This is a genomic window from Vibrio sp. Y29_XK_CS5, assembly GCF_024181835.1.
Lineage (GTDB): Bacteria > Pseudomonadota > Gammaproteobacteria > Enterobacterales > Vibrionaceae > Vibrio > Vibrio harveyi.
The window spans coordinates 439584-462913 of record NZ_JAMZAM010000001.1; the positions used below are offsets into that span (position 1 = coordinate 439584).

General features: G+C 43.6%; 26 protein-coding genes. 15 read left to right on the top strand and 11 right to left on the bottom strand.

The window, feature by feature from the left end:
• Nucleotides 1–99: 99 nt before the first annotated feature.
• Both NL647_RS02120 and NL647_RS02125 read right to left on the bottom strand, forming a co-directional pair.
• Entirely contained in the window at nucleotides 100–1437 is a 1338-nt protein-coding gene (locus tag NL647_RS02120) for an MATE family efflux transporter (RefSeq protein ID WP_029790049.1), read from the bottom strand.
• Nucleotides 1438–1560: 123 nt separating this feature from the next.
• Nucleotides 1561–1875, bottom strand: a complete 315-nt coding sequence (locus NL647_RS02125; protein ID WP_005453573.1) for a DUF496 family protein — start codon at nucleotides 1873–1875, stop codon at nucleotides 1561–1563.
• Nucleotides 1876–2113: 238 nt separating this feature from the next.
• Between NL647_RS02125 and NL647_RS02130 the strand changes: the two genes are divergently transcribed.
• From NL647_RS02130 to luxQ, 5 genes are all read left to right on the top strand, one after another.
• Entirely contained in the window at nucleotides 2114–2317 is a 204-nt protein-coding gene (locus NL647_RS02130; RefSeq protein WP_026000173.1) for a hypothetical protein, read from the top strand.
• 92 nt (nucleotides 2318–2409) lie between these two features.
• Nucleotides 2410–3063: a YceH family protein gene (locus tag NL647_RS02135; protein ID WP_038899269.1), complete on the top strand. Its 654-nt coding sequence runs from the start codon at nucleotides 2410–2412 to the stop codon at nucleotides 3061–3063.
• Entirely contained in the window at nucleotides 3060–3386 is a 327-nt protein-coding gene (locus NL647_RS02140) for a GIY-YIG nuclease family protein (protein ID WP_050924767.1), read from the top strand. The genes NL647_RS02135 and NL647_RS02140 overlap by 4 nt, the downstream gene beginning before the upstream one ends.
• A gap of 349 nt (nucleotides 3387–3735) precedes the next feature.
• On the top strand, nucleotides 3736–4833 hold the full coding sequence (locus tag NL647_RS02145; protein ID WP_005453580.1) for an autoinducer 2-binding periplasmic protein LuxP: 1098 nt from the start codon (nucleotides 3736–3738) through the stop codon (nucleotides 4831–4833).
• A complete protein-coding gene (luxQ, locus tag NL647_RS02150; protein ID WP_005453581.1) occupies nucleotides 4833–7412 on the top strand; it encodes a quorum-sensing autoinducer 2 sensor kinase/phosphatase LuxQ in 2580 nt (859 codons plus the stop codon). The genes NL647_RS02145 and luxQ overlap by 1 nt, the downstream gene beginning before the upstream one ends.
• Before the next feature lie 66 nt (nucleotides 7413–7478).
• Here luxQ and NL647_RS02155 read toward each other — a convergent pair whose 3' ends face one another.
• Together NL647_RS02155 and NL647_RS02160 are read right to left on the bottom strand one after the other, a co-directional pair.
• The gene (locus NL647_RS02155) at nucleotides 7479–8141 is read right to left on the bottom strand and encodes a PilZ domain-containing protein (RefSeq protein WP_047515332.1); all 663 of its coding nucleotides are present in this window, start codon (nucleotides 8139–8141) and stop codon (nucleotides 7479–7481) included.
• A gap of 93 nt (nucleotides 8142–8234) precedes the next feature.
• Nucleotides 8235–9161: a DMT family transporter gene (locus NL647_RS02160; RefSeq protein ID WP_253649550.1), complete on the bottom strand. Its 927-nt coding sequence runs from the start codon at nucleotides 9159–9161 to the stop codon at nucleotides 8235–8237.
• A 149-nt stretch (nucleotides 9162–9310) separates the two neighbouring features.
• On the opposite strand from NL647_RS02160, the gene NL647_RS02165 reads away from it, so the two are divergent.
• Nucleotides 9311–9766 (top strand): Lrp/AsnC family transcriptional regulator, encoded by a 456-nt coding sequence (locus NL647_RS02165; protein WP_005453588.1) that lies wholly within the window; start codon nucleotides 9311–9313, stop codon nucleotides 9764–9766.
• 162 nt (nucleotides 9767–9928) lie between these two features.
• Nucleotides 9929–10534: a bifunctional 2-polyprenyl-6-hydroxyphenol methylase/3-demethylubiquinol 3-O-methyltransferase UbiG gene (locus tag NL647_RS02170; RefSeq protein WP_005453590.1), complete on the top strand. Its 606-nt coding sequence runs from the start codon at nucleotides 9929–9931 to the stop codon at nucleotides 10532–10534.
• Nucleotides 10535–10590: 56 nt separating this feature from the next.
• On the opposite strand, the gene NL647_RS27220 is transcribed toward NL647_RS02170, so the two are convergent.
• Both NL647_RS27220 and NL647_RS02175 read right to left on the bottom strand, forming a co-directional pair.
• Nucleotides 10591–10821 (bottom strand): hypothetical protein, encoded by a 231-nt coding sequence (locus NL647_RS27220; protein WP_367618289.1) that lies wholly within the window; start codon nucleotides 10819–10821, stop codon nucleotides 10591–10593.
• A gap of 176 nt (nucleotides 10822–10997) precedes the next feature.
• The gene (locus NL647_RS02175; RefSeq protein WP_017188730.1) at nucleotides 10998–11540 is read right to left on the bottom strand and encodes a hypothetical protein; all 543 of its coding nucleotides are present in this window, start codon (nucleotides 11538–11540) and stop codon (nucleotides 10998–11000) included.
• 116 nt (nucleotides 11541–11656) lie between these two features.
• Between NL647_RS02175 and NL647_RS02180 the strand changes: the two genes are divergently transcribed.
• From NL647_RS02180 to secF, 4 genes are all read left to right on the top strand, one after another.
• Nucleotides 11657–12325 (top strand): SH3 domain-containing protein, encoded by a 669-nt coding sequence (locus NL647_RS02180; protein ID WP_017819307.1) that lies wholly within the window; start codon nucleotides 11657–11659, stop codon nucleotides 12323–12325.
• Between the two features lie 144 nt (nucleotides 12326–12469).
• The gene (locus NL647_RS02185; RefSeq protein WP_009696226.1) at nucleotides 12470–12949 is read left to right on the top strand and encodes a hypothetical protein; all 480 of its coding nucleotides are present in this window, start codon (nucleotides 12470–12472) and stop codon (nucleotides 12947–12949) included.
• Between the two features lie 166 nt (nucleotides 12950–13115).
• Nucleotides 13116–14954, top strand: a complete 1839-nt coding sequence (gene secD / locus NL647_RS02190) for a protein translocase subunit SecD (RefSeq protein WP_009696225.1) — start codon at nucleotides 13116–13118, stop codon at nucleotides 14952–14954.
• A gap of 2 nt (nucleotides 14955–14956) precedes the next feature.
• Nucleotides 14957–15859: a protein translocase subunit SecF gene (gene secF, locus NL647_RS02195; RefSeq protein ID WP_005453603.1), complete on the top strand. Its 903-nt coding sequence runs from the start codon at nucleotides 14957–14959 to the stop codon at nucleotides 15857–15859.
• Between the two features lie 124 nt (nucleotides 15860–15983).
• Here the strand turns inward: secF and NL647_RS02200 are convergent, their stop codons facing one another.
• Together NL647_RS02200 and NL647_RS02205 are read right to left on the bottom strand one after the other, a co-directional pair.
• Entirely contained in the window at nucleotides 15984–16250 is a 267-nt protein-coding gene (locus NL647_RS02200) for a hypothetical protein (protein ID WP_005453604.1), read from the bottom strand.
• Nucleotides 16251–16295: 45 nt separating this feature from the next.
• On the bottom strand, nucleotides 16296–16916 hold the full coding sequence (locus NL647_RS02205) for a LysE family translocator (RefSeq protein ID WP_253649551.1): 621 nt from the start codon (nucleotides 16914–16916) through the stop codon (nucleotides 16296–16298).
• A 753-nt stretch (nucleotides 16917–17669) separates the two neighbouring features.
• Here NL647_RS02205 and NL647_RS02210 point away from each other — a divergent pair.
• From NL647_RS02210 to phaC, 4 genes are all read left to right on the top strand, one after another.
• Nucleotides 17670–18410, top strand: a complete 741-nt coding sequence (locus NL647_RS02210) for an SDR family oxidoreductase (RefSeq protein ID WP_005453606.1) — start codon at nucleotides 17670–17672, stop codon at nucleotides 18408–18410.
• Nucleotides 18411–18421: 11 nt separating this feature from the next.
• Nucleotides 18422–19630: an acetyl-CoA C-acetyltransferase gene (locus NL647_RS02215; protein WP_017188734.1), complete on the top strand. Its 1209-nt coding sequence runs from the start codon at nucleotides 18422–18424 to the stop codon at nucleotides 19628–19630.
• 44 nt (nucleotides 19631–19674) lie between these two features.
• A complete protein-coding gene (locus tag NL647_RS02220) occupies nucleotides 19675–20022 on the top strand; it encodes a phasin family protein (RefSeq protein WP_005453608.1) in 348 nt (115 codons plus the stop codon).
• Nucleotides 20023–20086: 64 nt separating this feature from the next.
• Nucleotides 20087–21862 (top strand): class I poly(R)-hydroxyalkanoic acid synthase, encoded by a 1776-nt coding sequence (phaC, locus tag NL647_RS02225; RefSeq protein WP_017819305.1) that lies wholly within the window; start codon nucleotides 20087–20089, stop codon nucleotides 21860–21862.
• Nucleotides 21863–22102: 240 nt separating this feature from the next.
• Here the strand turns inward: phaC and NL647_RS02230 are convergent, their stop codons facing one another.
• From NL647_RS02230 to NL647_RS02240, 3 genes are read right to left on the bottom strand one after another with little or no spacing between them, the layout of a single operon-like run.
• Nucleotides 22103–22237, bottom strand: a complete 135-nt coding sequence (locus NL647_RS02230) for a TIGR02808 family protein (RefSeq protein ID WP_005433365.1) — start codon at nucleotides 22235–22237, stop codon at nucleotides 22103–22105.
• Nucleotides 22238–22252: 15 nt separating this feature from the next.
• On the bottom strand, nucleotides 22253–22831 hold the full coding sequence (locus NL647_RS02235; protein ID WP_005453621.1) for a NapC/NirT family cytochrome c: 579 nt from the start codon (nucleotides 22829–22831) through the stop codon (nucleotides 22253–22255).
• 28 nt (nucleotides 22832–22859) lie between these two features.
• A complete protein-coding gene (locus NL647_RS02240; RefSeq protein WP_005453623.1) occupies nucleotides 22860–23315 on the bottom strand; it encodes a nitrate reductase cytochrome c-type subunit in 456 nt (151 codons plus the stop codon).
• Nucleotides 23316–23330: the final 15 nt, after the last annotated feature.

Below are 23330 nucleotides of genomic sequence, written 5' to 3' on the forward strand. Positions count from 1 at the left end.
TTCACATCTGAGTGAAATTTAACCGCGAAAGATCAACAGACCCTAGTGTATAAAAACCATAAAGCCCTCAATGCGAGGGCTTTCGTTTTTCTTGCTTATTTAAGCGGCAGCATGCGCTTCTGTGAGCTTACGAATTGTTTTTCTATAGGTTAAGTAAGCCGCGATACCAGCTAAGATATTACCCAAACACGCGCCAATAAGTAGCCCTTGAATCCCACCCATTTGTGCACCGATCCACAAACACGGAAGGAAGAACAAAAATAGGCGCAGTGCCGAAATGGTCAGTGCAGTGTAGGACTTACCAAGGGCGTTACAGATCGAAACCATCAACATACATACACCAAGCGAGCCCAAACTGATAGGTACAATCATCAAGTGCATTTCGAGTACATGGGTGACTTGCGCGTCGCTGGTCATCAATAATGCCAGTGGGTCTGCAGCGATAAACGTAATCACAGCAATCAGCAATTGGAAACCAAGTATGAACTTAACCGCAATCGAGATGAGAGACTGAATGTCGGTGTAGTTTTTCGCTCCTAGTAGACGACCAACCATCGGCGGCATTGACATCGTCAGTGCAAGTACAGAAACAATAGCAAAAAACTCATAACGAGAGCCTAACGCCCATGATGCTACCGCTGCGGTACCAAAGCCCGCCAATAGTTTCGTCGCCAGCATAGAAGAGAGTGGTGGTAATAATTGGCTGATCATTGCTGGTCCCATAATGTGACCGATGGAGCGAACGCTTTTCACAACATCCAGCTCTTGCCATTGGAACGTCGCCCAGTGATTTTTTTGTACGCGAGGCGCCACAACCAAAATGCCAAACCCGAACGCGATTATCGTAGCGATAGCGGCACCGTTGATGCCTAAATCAAAGGTGAAAATGAATAGTGGATCGAGCACTAAGTTCACTACACTGGTGACCATCATCATAGTGCCTGGCAGCATGGTATTACCATTAGAACGACAAATACTGTAATAGAAGTACAGCACAGCACCCGTCCATGAGCTTAGCAACCACCATGGCCAGTAGCTGTCGATAATTGGCATGACGGTTTCTGGTGCGCTTAATAAAGAGAGAATAGGGTAACGCAATAACCAAATGATCAAACCAAGTACAGCTACGCCGACAGAGCCAATCATGAGGACTAACCCACCTAATTGTTTTGCGTAGTGGGTGTCGTTTGCTCCTAGTGCTTTCGATATCACTGCGGTAGTGGCAATACCCAAACCAACTTGAATGCCAATAACCACCATTTGTAATGGTAAAGTGAAGCCTTGTGCCGCAAGTGGTAAAACGCCCAGTTGCCCAATGAAGGCACTGTCGACAAGTTGGAAGCTCATCAATGACAATACGCCAAACAGCATTGGCCAGGTCATAGTGAAAAGTTGTTTTGCTAACGTTGGTTGCACGCTAGAAGAAGTAGAAGACATAGAGAAATTGGGTGTTTTGGGAACAAGAATTGGTGTTATTGTACACACTGGTTTTGTAAGTTACAAAAAGAAACCCCGAGCAAGTTATCCCTGCTCGGGGTTAAATTCTACAACTATTTGGGCTTATTTTTTGCCGCTAGTTTGTTTGTCTTCTTCAGTCAGTTCGCGAATACGACGGCTGATGTCACGACGTGCTTTAGAAATTTCTGCACTCTTGATGATGTGATCGTCAACGCGGTCTTCGTAGTCTGCTTTCATGTTCTTGATGATTGCAACGATTTCGTCGTGAGACATTTCTGGTTTGATGTAGTCTAGAAGGTTTTCTAGTAGGTCTACACGTTTACGGTTGTCACGAACTTTTTTCTCGTTATCAAGCAGCTCACGTTTTAGTTTGTTTTTACGACGAGCTTGGTTCACGATTTCAAATACGCTACTCATGGTTCCCTTTCCTAATTTGTGAATATCTGATTCGATTAAAGCACAACATCTCGTGGCATAACAGTCTTTAGATCAAACGTCATGCTGGGTTGGACATTTATCCATCAATTCTGATGTGGCATTAACAATCGAGTGCTAAAAGCGTGAATGTTGCTCACTTGAGTGAAGGGACTCGTTGTCATGGTGGAGCCTTCGCTATATCATCAACTTCATTCAATACAAAAATATGAAGCTCGAAATGAACTCTGGGACTATTGCGGAGCAAGTCGAAAGCCAAGAGATCGATAACCAAGACGATTCTTTGGCTACCAAACTCAAAGCAGCGTATGTGGCTGCTAGAACGCAACTCGAAATCACTGAAGTCGAACTCAATCGTTCGAAGATAATGATGATTGACGAGAATGGAAAAATGACCAAAGTGTCGATTCTATCAGAGCATTAAGACCTAACCCGATTCGCAAAGGGTGTCAGGTCCATGCGCTATGCTTTAGCCTGATACCCAGTTCAAATGCAACAATAATAAGGAAATGCATTATGAAAGTTGAGCTAACGGCAATTGAAGCACGAGTAATTGGCTGCTTAATCGAAAAAGAAGTCACCACCCCCGACCAATACCCCCTAAGCCTTAACGCGCTGACGAACGCATGTAATCAAAAAAGCAACCGCGAACCTGTCATGTCATTGTCTGAAGCAGACGTACTAGACGCGGTTGATGCACTCATCGAGCGTCGTCTTGTCAGTGATGAAAGTGGTTTCAATAGCCGTGTCAGCAAATACCAACACCGATTCTGTAATACCGAGTTTGGCGACCTACAACTTACCGAGCAAGAGAAAGGCATCGTATGTTGCATGCTGCTTCGTGGTGCTCAAACCCCTGGCGAAATTCGCACGCGCACTAATCGTCTAGCAACATTTAATGATGTAAAGGAAGTTGAAAACGTTCTTGAGCACCTTGCAAGCGAAGAGAAAGGACCTCTTGTGGTTAAACTGCCTCGCGAGGCGGGCAAGCGTGAATCACGTTACATGCATCTATTTTGTGGTGAGGTAGACATCAGTGAGTTGGCTGTGGCAAGTGCGGCGCCATCATCAGCCAGTTCTGAGCGCATTAGCCAGTTAGAACAAGAAGTGGCAGAACTTCGTGCAGAGCTGACCGCATTAAAAGAACAGGTTGAATCTCTGCTTTCATGAGTGAGACTGCCGAGCAAAGTTGGAGCGTCTATCTAATCCGTAATAACCGCAATGCGCTGTATTGTGGTGTAACGAATGATGTGGATCGACGCTTCAAACAGCATCAGAGCGGGAAAGGTGCAAAAGCACTGAAAGGGAAGGGACCATTAACCTTGGAATGGTTCTCTTCTTTTGAAAGCAAAAGCGTCGCGATGAAAGCGGAATACTTTATCAAGCAACTGACTAAAGCTAAGAAAGAGCTCTTAGTCAGCGAAGATGCTGAAATTTGTATCGATGAAAAACATGTCCTTGCATTTCAAACACGAGTGAAGTGTTCCAATTAATCAATGATTTTCGCAAGTGACATTTTCGACCAATATTGAGCTGTACAACTTCTAATCAACTAAAAAGTCCAAATATGTGCTGCTAGTTCAATGTTGGGCAATTTGAATTAACACTATGCGTATTAGAGAGCAAACCGCCTTCAAATGGCGGTTTATTTTTGTCTATTATGGGTATCATTTCAGGCGACAGTAACACATAATACATTGATGCCCTGCTAGGCTTAATATCAAAAAAATTTATATAGAAGCGGGCAATTTATGGATATCAGAATTATAGGGTAAAGGATGACTCGGCTAGGTAATAAAATAGAGCAGTTCCATGCTCCATAAAAAACTAAAAGAGCAACAGATGAAAAAAGCGTTACTATTTTCCCTGATTTCTATGGTCGGTTTCTCTCCTGTTTCACATGCAACGCAAGTGCTCAATGGCTACTGGGGTTATCAAGAGTTCTTGGATGAATTCCCGCAGCAGCGAAAACTCACTAATGCTTTAGCAGAAGCCGTTCGTGAACGTCCTGTACCATTCTCTAAAAACAAAAAGCGTCCGCTTAAAATATCCGTGGTTTATCCGGGGCAGCAAGTATCTGATTACTGGGTAAGAAACATTGCGGCATTTGAAAAGCGCTTGGACAAGCTAAATATCAACTATCAGATCAACCAAGTTTTCACACGCCCTAATGCGGATATTAAGCAGCAAAGCTTGTCGTTAATGGAAGCGCTGAAGAGCAAATCCGATTATTTGATTTTTACGTTAGATACAACCAGACACCGCAAATTTGTTGAACACGTTCTTGATTCAACAAACACCAAATTGATCTTACAAAATATCACGACACCAGTGCGTGAATGGGATAAACATCAACCGTTTTTATATGTCGGATTTGATCACGCGGAAGGCAGCCGTGAATTAGCGACAGAATTCGGAAAGTACTTTCCAAAGCACACCTATTACAGTGTGCTCTATTTCTCGGAAGGGTACATTAGTGATGTGAGAGGTGACACGTTTATTCATCAGGTTAACCGTGATAATAACTTTGAACTACAATCAGCGTACTACACTAAAGCAACAAAGCAGTCGGGATATGATGCTGCAAAAGCAAGTTTAGAAAAGCACCCAGATGTTGATTTTATTTATGCGTGCTCGACTGATGTTGCGTTAGGCGCTGTTGAGGCGTTAGCAGATTTAGGGCGAAGTGATGTTATGATCAACGGTTGGGGCGGTGGTTCAGCAGAGCTTGACGCTATTCAGAAAGGCGACTTAGATATCACTGTTATGCGTATGAATGATGATACTGGTATCGCCATGGCAGAAGCCATTAAGTGGGATTTGGAAGGAAAACCTGTCCCAACCGTATATTCTGGTGATTTTGAAATTGTTACCAAAGCTGATTCACCGGAAAGAATCGAAACGCTGAAGAAGCGTGCATTTAGATATTCAGATAATTGATGACAATAACTCGATCAAACATAAAGAAGCGTCGCTCACTGGCGACGCTCATAACAAAGATCATCATTCTTGTTCTTGCTCCGATCATTCTAGGGATTTTTATTCAGAGCTATTACTTCTCTAAACAGATAATTTGGCAAGAAGTCGACAGAACGAAGCAACAAACCTCTGCATTGATCCACAATATATTTGATAGTCACTTTGCGGCGATTCAAATACATCATGACAGCAACTCAAAAAGTGAAGTGATTCGTGACTTTTACACCAATCGCGACACTGATGCACTTAACTTTTTCTTTCTCAGTATCGATCAAAGTGACCCATCGCACACGCCAGAGTTTCGCTTTCTGACCGATCATAAGGGCATCATTTGGGATGATGGTAATGCACATTTCTATGGTGTGAATGATCTTATCCTCGACAGTTTGGCGAACCGAGTCACCTTTAGTAATAACTGGTATTACATTAATGTGATGACCTCTATTGGTTCTAGACATATGCTGACGCGTCGCGTGCCAGTGTTGGATCCTGCGACAGGTGAAGTGCTTGGCTTCTCTTTTAATGTTGTAGTGCTTGATAACAACTTCGCTTTGATGGAGAAGCTAAAAAGCGAAAGTAATGTCGACAATGTGGTCCTTGTGGCGAATAACGTCCCTTTAGCTAACTCCTTAATTGGTGACGAGCCATACAATGTTGCGGATATTTTGCAGCGCAAAGGTTCAGAAAGAAGGCTCGACAAACTTCTAGTGATTCAAACTCCAATAGAAGTGAATGCCGTGACGACAGAGTTATGCTTGCTTACTGTGCAGGATAACCAAAGCGTTGTTACGTTGCAGATCCAACATATCCTAGCAATGTTGGCTTCTATCATCGGTATGATCATGATTGCGTTGCTCACTAAAGAATGGATCGAGAGTAAGGTAGCGGCTCAGTTGGAGTCTCTGATGTCCTACACTCGTTCCGCGCGTGAGGAAAAGGGCTTTGAGCGCTTTGATGGTTCGGATATCGAAGAGTTCGATCATATCGGCTCTACTCTTGAAAGTACTTTTGAGGAACTAGAGGCGCAGAAGAAGTCATTCCGAGACCTGTTTAACTTCGCGTTATCACCGATTATGGTGTGGTCTGAGGAAAGTGTTCTTATCCAAATGAACCCTGCAGCACGCAAAGAGCTCGTTATCGAAGATGACAATGAAACCATGCATCCTGTCTTCCAAGGCTTCAAAGATAAATTGACACCTCACCTGAAGATGGCAGCGCAAGGTGCGACGTTAACAGGCGTCAACGTTCCAATTGGGAATAAGATTTACCGTTGGAACCTATCACCAATTCGTGTCGATGGTGATATCAGTGGCATCATTGTGCAAGGGCAAGACATTACGACTCTGATTGAAGCGGAAAAGCAAAGTAATATCGCACGTAGAGAAGCAGAGAAGTCTGCACAAGCTAGAGCTGATTTCCTTGCGAAGATGAGTCATGAGATCCGTACTCCAATTAACGGTATCTTAGGTGTTGCGCAATTGCTTAAAGACACGGTAGAAACTCAAGAGCAGAAGAACCAAATTGATGTTCTGTGCCACAGTGGTGAGCACTTACTTGCCGTACTGAATGATATTTTGGATTTCTCCAAGATAGAGCAAGGTAAGTTTAATATCCAGAAGCACCCGTTCTCATTCTCCGATACGATTCGCACATTGGAAAATATCTATCGTCCAATCTGTACAAATAAAGGGGTTGAGCTGGTTATCGAAAACAAACTGGATCCGAATGTCGAAATCTTTACGGATCAAGTTCGACTCAACCAAATTCTGTTTAACCTTGTTAGTAACTCCGCCAAGTTTACTCCGTCGGGTTCTATCCGGATCCATGCCGAGCTTGAGCAATTTTATGGTGCAGAGAACAGTGTATTGGTTGTTGAAATTACTGATACGGGGATCGGGATTGAGTCGGACAAGTTAGACCAAATGTTCGAACCGTTTGTACAAGAAGAAGCAACAACAACACGAGAATACGGTGGTAGTGGTTTAGGCTTAACCATCGTTAAGAATCTTGTCGATATGTTGGAAGGCGATGTTCAGGTTCGTAGTAGTAAAGGGATGGGCACAACTTTCGTTGTGACATTGCCGGTAAAAGACCGTGAGCGTGTATTCCGACCGTTAGAAGTCAGCCAACGCGTTAAGCCTGAAGCTTTGTTTGATGAGAGTTTGAAAGTGTTGCTGGTGGAGGACAATCACACCAATGCCTTTATTCTTCAGGCGTTCTGCAAGAAGTACAAAATGCAGGTTGATTGGGCAAAAGATGGATTAGAGGCGATGGAGTTTCTCGCGGACAATACTTATGACCTTATCTTGATGGACAATCAATTACCGCATCTTGGTGGTATTGAAACAACTCATGAGATCCGTCAGAACTTGCGACTTGGTACGCCTATTTATGCCTGTACGGCTGATACAGCTAAAGAAACTAGTGATGCATTTATGGCGGCAGGGGCGAATTATGTCTTGCTCAAGCCAATCAAAGAAAACGCATTACATGAAGCGTTTGTCGATTTTAAGCAGAGATTTTTGCTAGAACGGACGTAATGCAGAACTAAAAAGGGAGCATGATGCTCCCTTTTTAGTTCTTTACGGTTGAGAACCTCATGCAGCCTAAATTGTGCTGGCTGAAAAAGAATGCTCTAGTAACTCATTCTTCAATTCTTCGGACATATCAAGCGGTACCTCAAATTTCACGCCTATAATCCAACCTTTTGGTAGCTTCTTAATATTGGCAACTGAGCAGTGGTTTTCTTCGTCGATATAGCCACTTAAAGGGGATTCAATCGTAATTCGTTCACCGATTTCAAACTCGGGTTCAACCAACGTCGAAATTCCACAGCCAGAAAGAGAGAAGTCGACCAAACTGCCATCATATTTATTGCCAGTGTGGTCTATTGCACAGTCCAATTGCAATTTATAACGCTCATGCTCACGTACAGGCTTCGTCGCGAAGGTGGCAGGAATCCGTACAAACAATAACGGAGACGGTCGGACCAAGTTCATCAGCACACTGGTCTTAAAAGCAATCACATGCCCCAGATCTGTATCTGACACACCACGGATAACAACGTCCACATTGGTGAGTTTTCTTAGCGCTTGCTCTTCTAATAACCGAGCGGGTATGTCGAGAATGATATAAGCGTTTTCTTTAAGCCCTAAATAAGTAGCAGCGTAAATGTACTTTTCTTCCTGACCGAACTCGAAATTTACCGAGATTCGCATCCCTGTTTTTAGGAATTTATGCAGTTCATCTTTTGTATGAGTTGAAGGCATAACATCTGACGTTTAATTTATTATCGCAACAGGTTATCAAAACGCTATTTTGGCTTTCAATAGGTGCCTGTAAAAAGTTATGCAATTTTATTGTTATCTGTGAACAGGTGGCTGATATTTCTGATTAGGGTCTTGTTTCATCAGGATATTACTCGCCACGATACTACCGCAAGTCACCAATATTAAAGCACACCATGTAAGGGTATCAGGCTGCTCATTAAACACTGGCATTGCGAGTAAGGTTGCCAATACTGGTGTGAGAGATCCGAATGCGGCGCTGGCTTCCGCTCCAATGGTTCTGATTGCGTAAAGAAAAGTGAAAGATGCTAATAGACCTGCTCCGATACCTTGTAATACGAGATGACCAACAAGCTCTTTCCATGGCCAATCAGTGATAGGTGTGATGGCTAAATAACTATCCAACCAACCGAAACCTACAGCGACAATCAGCAATGCAAACGAAATGACTGAAACAAACCCAGCGCAAACATAAGCACTTAAATTTGCAACGCGAGCACTGATGGTAAATACCGCCCACATTAAGCTGCCGACTAGAAACAGTAAGTGCCCTTTTAATTGTGCCCAGTTGTATTCTTCACCGAGATTGGACATCAGGAACACCATAATCCCAAGTAAGACAGCAGACAAACCGACCATACGATGTTGGCTAAGAGGTTGCTGGTAACAAATGACCGCAATCGCAGAGACAAACAGAGGCAAAGTGCCAGGTATCAGAGCACTGCCATGGGCGACTGGGGCAAAGTGCATAGCGGTACCAGCAACGAGCAAGTAAGGGAGTCCGCTTCCTATGACGATACCGATAAGATATTTGTTCGGTACTGCGCGTGCTTTATCCATGGATTTGAGGACGAAAGGAAGTAACACCAACGCCGGAATGAAAAAGCGAGTTAAGGCAATATCGGCAGGTTGAAGAGCTGAAATTGCGCCTCCACGTAGCGATAGAAAGAAACCAGACCAAAGAAAGAGCGTTGTGATGATTGCGGCGTATCCTAATGCCATGGGAGGTTCCGTTTATTTGTAAATAATGTGTTAATTATCGAATGAAAGTGACGCTCAATGGTGGCAAAATATGACTTAATACAGTTAGAACTTAGTGAATTTCGGCATGGAATTAAAAAATCATGGCGAAATCTGGCAAGGAAGGCAAGATGGATAAAATTGACCGACAGTTATTGGATTTGATCCAGCAAGACGCCACAATGACAACAAGCGAACTGGCAGATAGAGTGGGGCTTTCCGCTTCCCCTTGTGCGCGAAGAATTAAACGCTTGGAACAAGAAGGCGTGATCAGTGGTTACCGCGCAATGGTTTCTCGCGAACAAGCGGGAATTGCAATGACGGTATTCGTTGAAGTAAGCCTTAATAATCACCAAGCCAGTTCAATAGATGAATTTGAGCAAGCGGTAAGCGAAATGGAAGAAGTGATCTCCTGCCATGTTGTTTCTGGGGCGTACGATTATCTATTAGAAGTGGTGAGTAGAGATCTCACTGGCTATGAAGCTTTTACGCGAAAACTCCAGATCCTTGAAAACGTCAAAGATATTCATACGCACTTAGCGATTCGCCAAGTGAAAGGAAATGGTAACTTACCGATTTATACCTAGGTAACCTTGAGATGCTAGGTTCTTCGAGAACGATTTGTCTTGTAGACGCGGCGTTGTTTTCCTTGACCTCGAATCAATGACAATGCTCAGAATTCTGCATCTTGAAGTTACTGGGTATACTCATAAATACGGTTATTCACAAACCCAACAAACAAAGCAATCATGAAGTGGCTCGACAGATTACGCATCGCACATTATCACCGAAAAAGACACAAACAATTTGGCGAAGACAGAGCCAGGACGCTGGGGTGGCAAGACACTTTCAGCCAAGTCACACGCTTTGAAGCCTTATGTCGGGATTTAGACCTTAATGGCAAAAGTATTCTTGATATTGGTTGTGGATATGGAGATTTGTTGGCGTATATAGAACAAAAAGGCAATAGCCCCAGTCATTACATCGGCATTGATCAACAAAAGCGGTTTATCGTGGAATCTCGCAAGCGTCATTTCATTACTGATACGCAGTTTATCCGGGGCGATTTCTCTAACTTGATTTTGCCGAAAGCGCACTATGTATTTGCATCTGGCTCGCTCAATTACCAATCTGCCAACCCAAATCATACAATCGAGATGATTGAGAAAATGTATCAGACTGCGAGTATTGCTTGTGTGTTTAATCTGTTGGATGAGGCTAAGTTACCCAGCATGCGGATGTTAGAGTCTCACAACAAAGATGGTGTACTGCGTTATTGCAAGCTGCTGAGTGAGAGAAGTTACCTAATTGAAGGTTATTCCGATCATGATTTTACCATCGTGATGCCAAAATAACCGACAATAAAAAACGGAGACAGTTTCCTGTCTCCGTTCGAATAGTCTTTTAAGCCTTATTGGCATTTGTATTTTGAGATCTCACAGTTACCTGTGTGTCTATCAACCCTAAAAGAGAAAGCAGCTGAATGGTATTCCCTCCCATCACTCCAAATTGTTTCTCCGAAGATTTTACATAGGTCCAAATCACTGATTGAACCGAACTCTTTAACATGCCTAACTACTGACAAAAACTTGGCTTTGGTAGCATTAGGACAATCCCTGTTACTTAATCGATTGATAACCATTGGTTTAGCATCATCTCCAGCCAAATGTGACTTTATATTAAATTTTGTTAATGGGTAAATTACCCAAAATCTGCTCGTAAGTAAAGCGTTATTGTGACGTACCTCTCTATAAATTGACCTGTTTGCCTATTAATTGCTCAATTTCAATAAAGGGAACAATCCCAATATGAACAGACTTAGTCAGATTCATTTTGCACGTATTTTAATGCGTTGGCTTCTTTATCGTACAGCTGCGCTAAACCAAGATATTGTGTTGCCAGTTGCGTATAATCTTTAGCGAGTTGAGAAGCGTTTGTTTGATACCATTCGGCGCTAATTTGGTTGGCTGTGGCATCAGAAATTTCACATTTACTTGCGAGTTTTTGCCATCCGTTTGCCATCCAATTTGACTCAATGCTGAGTTTCTCTAACTCTCGCGCTTTACTGGTGAGTTCTTCGCGATATTGAATCGACGCCTTAAGCTGACTTTGAAAAGCTCGTTGGTTAGTTTGTGCCTGCCACAACAAGGTAAGTTCACGTAGGGAGAAGGTCTGAGAGAGCAGTTGTCTTTGTTTGTGTTCAGTGAGAAGCGTATTGAATGTCTCAACGTATCTATTGTAATTGGACTCTAAACGGTTGAATTGGGTAAGATTGTCATTCCATGATGCGTGGTCACACTGAATGCTTGCGTAAGCAGGAAGTGGAAGCAGTAGCAATATCCATTTGAACTTATTCATCATTGTTTTCACACTAATTAGCTTTCTCGTTGATTAGTTTTTGCGTCCGTTATGCACTCTCTATCAGTATAGTTAGTGTGACGGTGCTTACTGCGTAAGGAATGAAAAAGGAACGGAATATGAAGAAAGCCTTGATCTTAATAGTTGTCTTGCTCTTGTTAGGGGGAGCGGGCGCAGGGTATTACTTCTTCTTTATGCAGCAAGACGACCCTGTCGCTGAACAGGAAAAAGAGCCAGAGAAACCAGCCGAACCTGCAGAAAAACCCAAACCGATTATGGATCTTGAGGCGCCCGCACCTGAGGTCACCGAGTACTATGTGATTGAGCGCCGGATCGATGTTTACAATAAGCCAGATCATCAGGCGTTGATTATTGATGCGCTGTATAAAGGTGAGAAGGTATCGGTTTTGGAGAAATCTAATGGCTGGTTCCGCTTGACGGATTACATTGTGTATGAAGAGGGTGGGGAAGAGACCGCTGAGTGGGTAGACTCAAAAGGATTATCAGACTCAGAACCTGTCATCAAAGAGCAAGAGCGCTTGGAGATCCTTGATGGGTATTTGCAAAAATCAGACGATTTAAAAACGCATCTCGATATGTTTCGTAACAAAACGCAGCAACTGCTCGATGATGAGACTTGCGACCCAAGTGATTTTGAAGAATTAGGTGGGTGGGTGCGTTCTGTCACTTACAAAACCCGCAATGTTTACTTCATCTACTGCGGTGGCTTGGAACAAGAAAACAAAATCTATTTGGATGTCGATAAAGGTGAAATATTTTATCGATGAATACCGCTTAAGGCTTGCTGGCAACTGCGTTCCACGGTTGGAAACAGAGATTTATAACTTTTTAGTTGTTAAGTATAAGCAATAGGAATACTATCACCGAGCTGAGTTGAAGAACTCGGCTCGTTTTGTTTTAAGTGAGCTACCATGCCTTGGATTTACGTTAGAAAACTGTTTTTGCTGCTTCTTGCAATGGCTTTATCGCCAATGCAGGCGTCGGCTGCACAAGCAGAACAGAAATCCTACTTACCTCACTTTTCTAAGTTGCAGCCATTTACGGCGAGCAACTCTGCATCGAACTCTCCAGTTGATTTCTCAGAACTCTCTGAGGAAAGCACCCAATCTCCAGTATCTGAAGGTCATGCTTTCCAAGATTCGTTTGCCATCTTTAATTCTCAACGTTGGACAACGCACCTTCGTGAGAACATTGACGATGAACACATTGATTTCATCGGCGATTTAAATGCCCCGTTTTATGCTGATGCTGGCTATGCCTATAGCCTTATGGATATCAGCTGGCGTCAAAGCCAATCGACATTTAATCACTTTGTTAGCGACCACCGCCTTTCTGGTTGGAAAGAAACCAATGCGATGTACGTCGCCCTCAATAGTCAGTTTTCTGCTTAAACACCATCACTCTGCACATTTTGTGCATTTCTAACACGGCAATTCTTCAACAGAGCAACTGAAGCTCTGGGCATTCCATACCTGTATGTTGTTCAGGTGAGCGTTTTGTCGTGTCTTGAATCTAACTAAATAAAACTTCACTGAGCAGTGAAGGGATGATGTTTACATGAAGAAAACACCAAAACCACAAAAGAACAGAAAAGTGCTGAATCACTATTCAGCATGGAAATACGTCGTTTTAATTACGACGGTTATTATCTTAACCCTTAGCGCCATCCCAACTTGGTTTGGTGAGCAGCCTTCTATTCAGGTGACGTTTGCTGACCAAAACAACAGTGCGATGTCAGTGGTTCAGCTCGACCAGCTGTTAAAAACGCACCATATTCCAGCCTCTAAAATCATTGAAAAAGACGGTAAGACCACCATTGTTTTTGATGGTGAAGATGCGCAAAGTAAGGCTCGTGTATTGCTTAACGATCAGTTAGGCAAAGATGACAGCATCACGTTCTCATACGTGTCTGTTGCCCCAGAATGGTTAAACGAGATGGGTTTCAGCCCAATCAAGCTTGGTCTTGACCTTCGTGGCGGCGTTCAATTCCTATTGAATGTAGATGTAAATAAAGCGTTTGAAGAACAGCGCGACGCATTGGTTGATGAGATCAAAGCGAGCCTGCGTGAGCAACGTGTACGTGGCGTTCAAGTTCGTGCTGAAGCGCATAACCACATCGCAGTAAATAGTGAAAACGAAGCGGGCTTAAAAGCGGCGAGCCAATTCATTCGTCAAAACTACCCTGGTTGGACAATGACAAGCTCAGATCGTGGCTTTGAACTTCAACCAAGCGAACAAAACATCCAAGAATTCCAAACAACGACACTGCAACAAAACTTGAAGATCATGCGTGGTCGTATCGAAGAGCTTGGTATTACTGAAGCGTTGGTACAACGCCAAGGTAAAGAGAGCATTCGTATCGAGCTACCAGGTGTTCAAGACCCTGCACAAGCGAAAAACGTCATTGGCGCAACAGCAAGTCTTGCGTTCTACGAAGTGAAAGACGCAGGTCAAGCACGTAGCAGCCAAGACCTTGTCCTGAAAGACAACGATGGTCGTACAGTGATTCTTGCTAAGCGTCCAGTACTAACGGGTGAACATATTGTAAATGCGCGCGCGGGCGTTGATAAAATGGGCATGTCAGAAGTAAACATCTCTCTAGACCACGCTGGTGGTAAGAAGATGAGTGACTTCTCTGCAACGCATATCGGCAAGCCAATGGCGACAGTCTACCGTGAGTACAAAACTAACGAACGTGGTATGACAGAGCGTAGCGAGCGCGTTATTAGTGTTGCAACTATCCAGTCTCAATTGGGTAGCCAATTCCGTATTACTGGTGCGGGTAGCATGGATGAAGCACAGCAACTTGCCTTGCTTCTACGTGCGGGTTCATTGACCGCTCCGGTAACGATTGTTGAAGAACGTACAATCGGTGCTTCTCTAGGTGCAGAAAACATCCAAAACGGTTTCGCAGCTCTTGCTCTTGGTATGGGTCTAACACTGACATTTATGGCACTTTGGTACCGTCGTCTTGGTTGGGTTGCGAACGTGGCTTTGTGTGCAAACATGCTTTGCTTACTTGGTCTAATCGCACTACTTCCTGGCGCCGTGCTAACACTTCCTGGTATCGCAGGCTTGGTATTGACTGTCGGTATGGCGGTGGATACCAACGTAATTATTTTCGAACGTATTAAGGACAAGATGCGTGAAGGTCGTAGTTTTGCACAAGCTATCGACTTAGGCTTCGACAGCGCGTTCGCTACTATCCTTGATGCCAACATCACAACCATGATCACTGCCGTGATTCTATACGCGATTGGTAACGGTCCAATCCAAGGCTTTGCGCTGACGCTAGGTCTGGGTCTGATGACCAGTATGTTTACTGGCGTATTCGCTTCTCGTGCAATGATCAATTTAATTTGGGGCCGCGATGCCCGTCGTGATGTGAGGGTTTAATCATGGTCGAAATGCTAAAACAAAATATCCGTAAGATTCGTTACTTCACGACAGCTGTATCGGTTGTGTTGACGATTATTGCTCTGGTTGCTCTGGGTATGAAAGGGTTAAACCTAGGTCTTGATTTCACTGGTGGTATGGTTACTGAAGTGAAAGTCGATAAACAATTGACTAACCATGATTTGCTTAATGCGCTGCAACCAAAGCTTGGTGAATCAACATCTGTAACCCGTTCAGGCGAAGATGGTCGTTGGGTTATTCGTTACTCAGCACCGGCAGAAGGTCATACATTACCTAATGTTGCAGATGTACTTAAGCCTATTTCACATCAAGTAGATGTAGTAAGTAACAGCATCGTGGGTGCTCAAGTGGGTCAGGACCTGTTCGACCAAGGTGGCTTAGCATTATTAGTATCGGTACTGACGATTCTTGGTTACTTGTGTTTCCGCTTTGAATGGCGTCTGGCAAGTGGCTCTCTATTCGCGTTGGCGCACGATGTTATCTTAGTATTGGGCTTCTTTGCGATTACACAAATGGAGTTCAACCTGACGGTGTTTGCGGCGATTTTGGCGATTCTTGGCTACTCGCTCAATGACTCGATCATCATCGCTGACCGTATTCGTGAACTGCTTGTTGCGAAGCAAAATTGGAAAACAGAACAGATCAACGATGAAGCGGTATTGGCGACATTCTCACGTACTATGGTGACATCAGGTACTACTTTAATCACTGTTGGTGCGTTGTGGATTATGGGCGGTTCTGCATTGGCAGGTTTCTCTACCGCAATGTTCATTGGCGTACTGTCTGGTACGTGGTCATCAATCTCGATTGGTACGGTGCTTCCTGAATGGTTGAAGCTAGAACCAAAACACTACCTACCAGTAGAGATCGACACTGCACCATAATACTTGGTGTTTAAGGTAAAAGTGCTTGCGCCACTCTTCTGAGTGGCGCTTTTTTATCTGGGAAAAGGGAAAAGGGAAAAGGGAAAAGGGAAAAGGGAAAAGGGAAAAGAAATAGAATCGGACGCTACTTCACGCGCATTAGTCGATGCTTGACTGAACCTAAATCAAATTCGATGATCTGAGATCGCTTCATTGACTCGACTTTGGTGAGCATTGCTCCTTTATAGCCCTTCTTTTTCATCCATTGTAACGGTTCAGAAAAGCTGTCCTCATTGACCACGTAAGACTCACCTTTATGTTCGCCAGCATAGACGTTCACTACCCACACTCGGGCTTGAAAATCCAACACCTCACCAAAGGATTGTTTGAGCCTGCTTAAAATGTTCTTCATAACTTGTTTTTCATCACTAGACCTGTTTCATCAATACTGCTTTTTCTAACCCATTAAGAGCCAAATACCCACTCCCATCATCAAAGTGCCAGCGATTCGGTTCATTAAGCGTACATTTTTGGATTGACCTAGCAATCGCTTCAATCCTTTACCACCCGTTGCGTAAAGAGACATACAAATGAACTCGAACATCAAAATAATAGAAACAAGCACGATGAGCTGAGGAGCAAGAGCCGCAGTTTGATCAATAAAAGGCGGCAAAAGTGAAATCATGAACGCCCAGCCTTTCGGGTTTGCAATTGCGGTGACAAAGCCTTGCAAAACCAAATCCCAGTTACCGCTAGTAGGAACATCAATGCTATCAACATTAATGGCAAGTTTGCCTCGTGAGCGCCACATCTCAACCCCTAAATAAAGCAGATAACCGCCGCCAATCAATTTTAGTACGGTAAAGAGCCAAGGGTAAGTGAGCATGATGGCTGCGATACCGAGCACCGCAGAGATTGAAACTAAAGCAACACCAAACAGTTCGCCAATCATCATCCAAAGGGTGCGACGATATCCGATACTCATACCTAACGTTAAGGCAAGCGTCATACACATCCCAGGTGTAATGGATACAAAGAAAAAGGTAGGGATGAACATAGTTAACAAGGCGGTATTCATGAATATTGATGAGTGTGTAAGTAAATAAAGAAGTATCAAAGATAGTGCAAACTGGCATTCAATGCCACATCTAAAAACAGTGGAGGTTGGAGGTATAGGGTTAACATTCAACTGTTTAATAAAATTTAAATAACAATTAAATGTGTGCGACATATTAGTGCGCTGTTGCACCAAATAAAATCATTTATAAATTAATATGAGATAAATTAGTTGTAGAAATTAGTTGGTTTAATTACCAGTTATATTATTTTTTAATTGGTATTTATGTCATTTTGACCATGTTTTACTTAGATTAAATACTCAAGGTAGGATATAAGCTAATGATATATTTCATAATTATTGATTGAGCTTTGTTAACTATTGACTCGATAATTTAATTGCGATCTATTAGTTTCTAAATGAAAGATGATCTTAAACCATTTGCAAATGCAACATAGATAGAAATTCGTATAACTTACTGAATGCAAAGTGATTTACAAAATTAATAATCAAATTGTCTTTAGTATTTATTCTTTTAAAACAGTGGTTTATGTACGTTTAACTTTTTTATAACATTTCATTCCGAATGAGATCTAAATCAATCTTATGCAAATGAATGAGTTTTTTATTTGAAATGTCATATTTCTAGGTTAACTTAAAATAAAAGGCAGCAGAGGAATTGTTGCCAAAAGAATAAATTAACACGTCAGTTGGCGAAACATTTCGTCAGTGTCTTAATTCGCTTTTTTAATGCCGTTAAGAATGGAGTCTTCAATGAAGAAAGTCGCTTTGATCACTGGATCAAAAGGCGGAATTGGTTCTGCTATTTCCTCTCAATTAGTAAATGATGGTTATCGAGTAATTGCTACTTATTTTACAGGTAATTATGAGTGTGCTTTGGAATGGTTTAATGAAAAAGGGTTTACCAAAGATCAGGTACGCTTATTTGAATTAGATGTGACAAACACCACGCAGTGTGCTGAAAAACTGGCACTTTTGCTTGAGGAAGAAGGGACTATAGATGTTGTCATCAACAATGCAGGTATCACACGTGATGGCGTGTTTAAAAAGATGACTGCACAAGCTTGGAATGACGTCATTAACACCAATCTAAATAGCTTGTTCAATGTGACTCAACCTTTGTTCGCGACTATGTGTGAAAAAGGTGGTGGTCGCATCATTAACATCTCTTCCGTTAATGGTTTGAAAGGACAGTTTGGACAAGCAAACTACTCAGCGGCTAAGGCTGGCATGATTGGTTTTTCAAAAGCTCTGGCATATGAAGGTGCTCGTTCTGGTGTGACTGTGAATGTTATCGCTCCGGGATACACCGGCACCCCAATGGTAGAGCAGATGAAACCGGAAGTGCTTGAATCTATCACCAACCAAATCCCAATGAAGCGTTTAGCAACGCCAGAAGAAATTGCAGCATCAGTAAGCTTCCTAGTGAGTGATGCCGGCGCATACATCACCGGTGAAACATTGTCGGTGAACGGCGGCCTATACATGAGCTAAGGAGTAGAGTGATGGAAAAAGTATTTATCGTTGCAGCAAAGCGTACGCCAATTGGTGCGTTTGGTGGAAGCTTAAAAAACACCTCAGCAGGAAATCTAGCTGCAGTAGCAATAAAAGGTGCGCTTGAGGCAGCTTCTTTGGCAGCAGATAAGGTCGATGAAGTTATTGTTGGTAACGTTGTTGCAGCCGGTCAAGGTATGGGTGTTGGACGCCAAGCTGCACTGTTTGCAGGTATCCCGGAGTCAGTCCCTGCATACGGCGTAAACATGGTATGCGGCAGTGGTATGAAAACCGTCATGGATGGCGTTTCGCATATTCGCAGCGGTGATGCAGAAGTCGTGGTAGCTGCCGGCGTTGAGGTCATGTCACAAATCCCATTCATCGTGCCTAGCAGTGTGCGAGATGGCAACAAAATGGGTCACATGGAGCTGAAAGATCTCCTTATCTCAGATGGCTTAACGGATGTTTACAACCAGTACCACATGGGAGTGACGGCTGAAAACGTTGCAAAAGAGGTAGGGTTGTCTCGCCAACAGCAAGACGAATACGCACTTTCGAGTCAGCAAAAAGCTGTCGCGGCTATCGAGGCAGGTAAATTCAAAGATGAAATTGTTCCTGTTGAAGTTAAGCAGCGTCGAGAAACGGTCGTGTTTGACACCGATGAATACCCGAAAGCCAATGCCACACTTGAAGGTTTGAGCAAGCTGCGCCCTGCGTTCGACCGAGAAGGTACAGTGACAGCAGGTAATGCATCGGGCATTAATGACGGTGCAAGTGCCATCATTTTGGCCTCAGAAACTGCAGTTCAAGCGCATGGTTTAACACCAATTGCCGAGGTAGTGAGCTACGCACAATCTGGTTTAGACCCTCAAATTATGGGGCTTGGTCCTGTTGAGTCAGTGAACAAGGCACTACAAAAAGCCGAGCTGAAAACCAGCGATATCGATGTTTATGAATTAAACGAAGCCTTTGCTGCTCAGGCATTAGGCGTGATTCATAAACTGGCTGAAACCAACCAAGTACCAGTAAGCTCGATTCAAGATAAAGCCAATTTTAATGGTGGTGCTATCGCATTGGGTCACCCACTTGGTGCATCAGGTAACCGAATTTTGGTTACGTTGGTTCATGAACTTCACAAACAAGACGGTCAGTACGGGGTTGCTTCACTTTGTGTGGGCGGCGGTATGGGCACGGCTGTGATTGTAAAAGCAGTTAAGTAGTTATTTAAACGGACATTTTTAATTCTTTCTCTAGGAGATAAACCATGTACACTGATTTCTTCAAAACTTTTAGCGATCAAACTGAAAAGAATCTAGAACCATACTTGAAGTTCAACAAGCTAGTAACAAAGAACGTAGAAGTGCTTACTGAGCTTCAACTGAACGCGATCCGTACTTACAGCGAAGTGGGTCTAAACCAAATGAAAGCAGCGTCAGAAATCAAAGACGTGACTTCTCTAACGGCTTTCAACAGCCAACAACTTACCGTTCTTACTAAACTTTCTCAGCAAATGATGGACGACAGCAACAAGCTGCAATCTATCGCAAAAGAGTTCAAAGAAGACGTTGAGAAAATGACTTCGGAAAACCTAAAGACTGTTACTCCAGCGTAATACGTCCGCTTGCGCCGCCCGCTTTTTGGGCGGCGTTGTTTTTTCCGAATATAGGAGTAAGACTATGTTTCAACACTTCTTTTCGGACTATCTTGTAAAGCTTCAGGAAACCAATCAACAGTGGTGGCATGATTTCGAAGTGAACAAGGCAGTCGTGAATTCTCCTTTGAACAAGGCCATGCAAGAAGTGAACTTTGAAGATACTGCTAAACTGTTCGAACAAGCGGCAAACCAACCCGCTGCAATTTTGAAGTTGCAAGCAGAGTGGTGGGAGCAGCAGCTTCAAATTTGGCAGAATGTGGCTCTCGCAGGTAATCAAACGCAACTTATCGAAGCAGAGAAGGGCGACAAGCGTTTCTCAAATGATGCTTGGCAGCAAGAGGCCATGTACAGCTTCATCAAGCAATCATATTTGTTGTTTAGTAAAACCTATCTAGACACGCTCGATTCCATCGAAGGTCTTGATGAGAAGACGAAAGAGCGTATTACCTTCTTCTCTCGTCAGGCTATCAACGCACTTTCTCCATCTAATTTCATCGCGACCAACCCAGAACTGCTTAAACTCACTCTTGAGCAAAATGGTGAAAACCTACTGACGGGTTTAGAGAAGTTAAAAGAAGATGTTGAGTCGAGTGCCGACATTCTCAAAGTACGCATGACCAACAACAATGCGTTTCGCGTTGGGGATGATGTAGCGACGACTGCGGGCGATGTTGTGTTCCAAAACGAATTGTTTGAGCTGATTCAGTACCGTCCCTTGACGGAAAAAGTGAATGCGACACCGCTATTAATCGTTCCACCGTTCATCAATAAGTACTACATCCTTGACCTAACGGCGAAAAACTCAATGGTTCGTTGGTTATTAGAGCAAGGTCATAGCGTATTTATGATGTCTTGGCGCAATCCGGGTAAAGAACAAGCGCAGGTTGAGTTTGGGGACTACGTAACCGAAGGCGTAGCGAAAGCGGTTACTGCGATTGAGGATATTACTGGTCAAGAGCAAATCAACGCAGCTGGCTACTGTATCGGTGGTACGGTTCTCGCCAGCACCGTAGCTTACTATGCAGCGAAACGTATGAAGAAGCGTATTAAGTCTGCGACCTTCTTTACGACCTTATTGGACTTCTCTCAGCCGGGGGAGGTTGGGGCATACATCAATGACACAATCATCAGTGCTATAGAAACGCAAAACAACGCCAAGGGTTACATGGATGGTCGCTCGTTAAGCGTGACATTCAGTCTGCTGCGTGAAAACAGTTTGTACTGGAACTATTACGTCGATAATTACCTCAAAGGTAATAGCCCTGTTGATTTTGATCTGCTGTATTGGAACAGTGACAGCACTAATGTGAGCGCCGCTTGCCATAATTTCTTACTGCGAGAACTCTATTTGGAGAATAAGCTGGTACAAGACAAGGGTGTTAAAATTGGCGGTGTTTGGATTGATCTCAACAAGATTAAGATCCCAAGTTATTTTGTATCGACCAAAGAAGACCATATTGCACTGTGGCAAGGAACGTATCGTGGTGCTCTGAATACAGGTGGTAATAAGACCTTTGTTTTAGGTGAGTCAGGGCATATTGCTGGTATCGTGAATCACCCAGCGAAAAACAAATATGGATATTGGTTGAACGACAATCTTGATGACTCGGCGGACGAATGGTTCAACAACGCGAATCATCAAGAAGGTTCTTGGTGGACGCATTGGCACCAATGGTTGATGCAGTTTAACCCGAAAGAGCAAGTTGAGCCTTTCCCAGTTGGTTCTGAGCAAAATCCGGTTATTGAAGATGCTCCTGGTCAGTATGTTCGACAAGTTCTGCCTATCAACGAGTCCTAGACTGCTCCTCGCAAGCAGTATTATTTGGCGATCTGAATGGTCGCCTTTTTTCTGTCTGAAGCTTTGCTTCGCAAGGAGCAAAGAATCATCACAACAAGCAAGTGTGAGAACCTCCATAAGCCGTCAGAGAGTATTGGGTTTGGTGCTTTGGTTGGAAACGTAGAAAGAAAAAACGCCAAGCAAATGCTCGGCGTTTTCCGTCAACAAAATAGGCAAAAAAGTTGACTGGTTCGAGGTGAATTACACCTCTTTATCCTTACCTAGTGAGAGTAGCCATAGAGAGATTGCTGCTACTCCGACAAAGCCGGAAAGAATAATGACTGGCATTGCGCTGTATCCAAGGAAGTGCCAGATAAAGGATTCAAGATTACTCATTGTCTATGTTTCTCCTTATTGCCAGCCTTCAACACCGTGCATGTCAGGCAGTTTGTGTGCGATACCTTTATGACAGTCTACACAAGTTTTATCGCCTGAAGCCAGAGCGGTAGAGTGTTGAGCTGCCGCTCGTTTACCCTGCTGCGAGTAGTCCATGTAATCAAACTGGTGACAGTTACGACATTCAAGAGAATCATTCTTCTTCATACGCGCCCACTCACGTTCCGCTAAGTGTTCACGACGAGCTTGGAATTTCTCCGGCGTATCGATCGTCTTCGTTACGAAGTGAGCAAACAACTCTTTAGACGCTTGAACTTTACGAACGATCTTATCGGTCCATTCGTGTGGTACGTGACAATCAGAACAGATTGCACGAACACCAGAACGGTTCGAGTAGTGAATCGTTTCTTGAATTTCAGCGACGATAGGAGCGTGACAGCCAGAACAGAATTCTTCTGTGTTGGTCGCTTCCATACCTGTGTTGAATGCGCCCCAAAACAGAAGACCACCAGCGAAGCCAAGGAATAAAACCACACCAGCGGCAGCTTTACTCGGGCTCGACAGTCTCTTCCAAAACGCTTTAAGTATTTTCATAAGTAACCTCTTAGTACTCGCGTTTCAATTACTGAAGCGAATCGACTGCCTTAAACTCGTTTTCCACTAATGGTTTAGCATCCGTTTGTGGAACGTGACATTGCAAACAGAAGTAACGACGTGGTGACATGTCTGCTAGTACCGCGTCTTCACGGTTAACGTAGTGCGTTACACTGATCTTGGTAGCGCCTGCGTCTTTAGCATTTTTCCAGCTGTGACATGCTAGACATTTGTTTGCGTTCAAAGACACTTCGTAGTTACGGATGCTATGAGGGATCAGTGGCGGCTGATATACAAAGCTGTCTGCAACGATCTGGTCTTTGGGAAAGTCTTTAAAATCATCTGCAGGGCGAGTGTCTTCAAGTTGCGCAGTGCCGCGTAGCGAGTCTAGACCGCCTGTGCCACCTGGATTGTCCAGTTCCGCTTGTGCAACGCCTGTCAATAAAGCACCTACAGATAAAAGTGCGATAAGGTATTTTTTCATCATTTCATCTCCGCC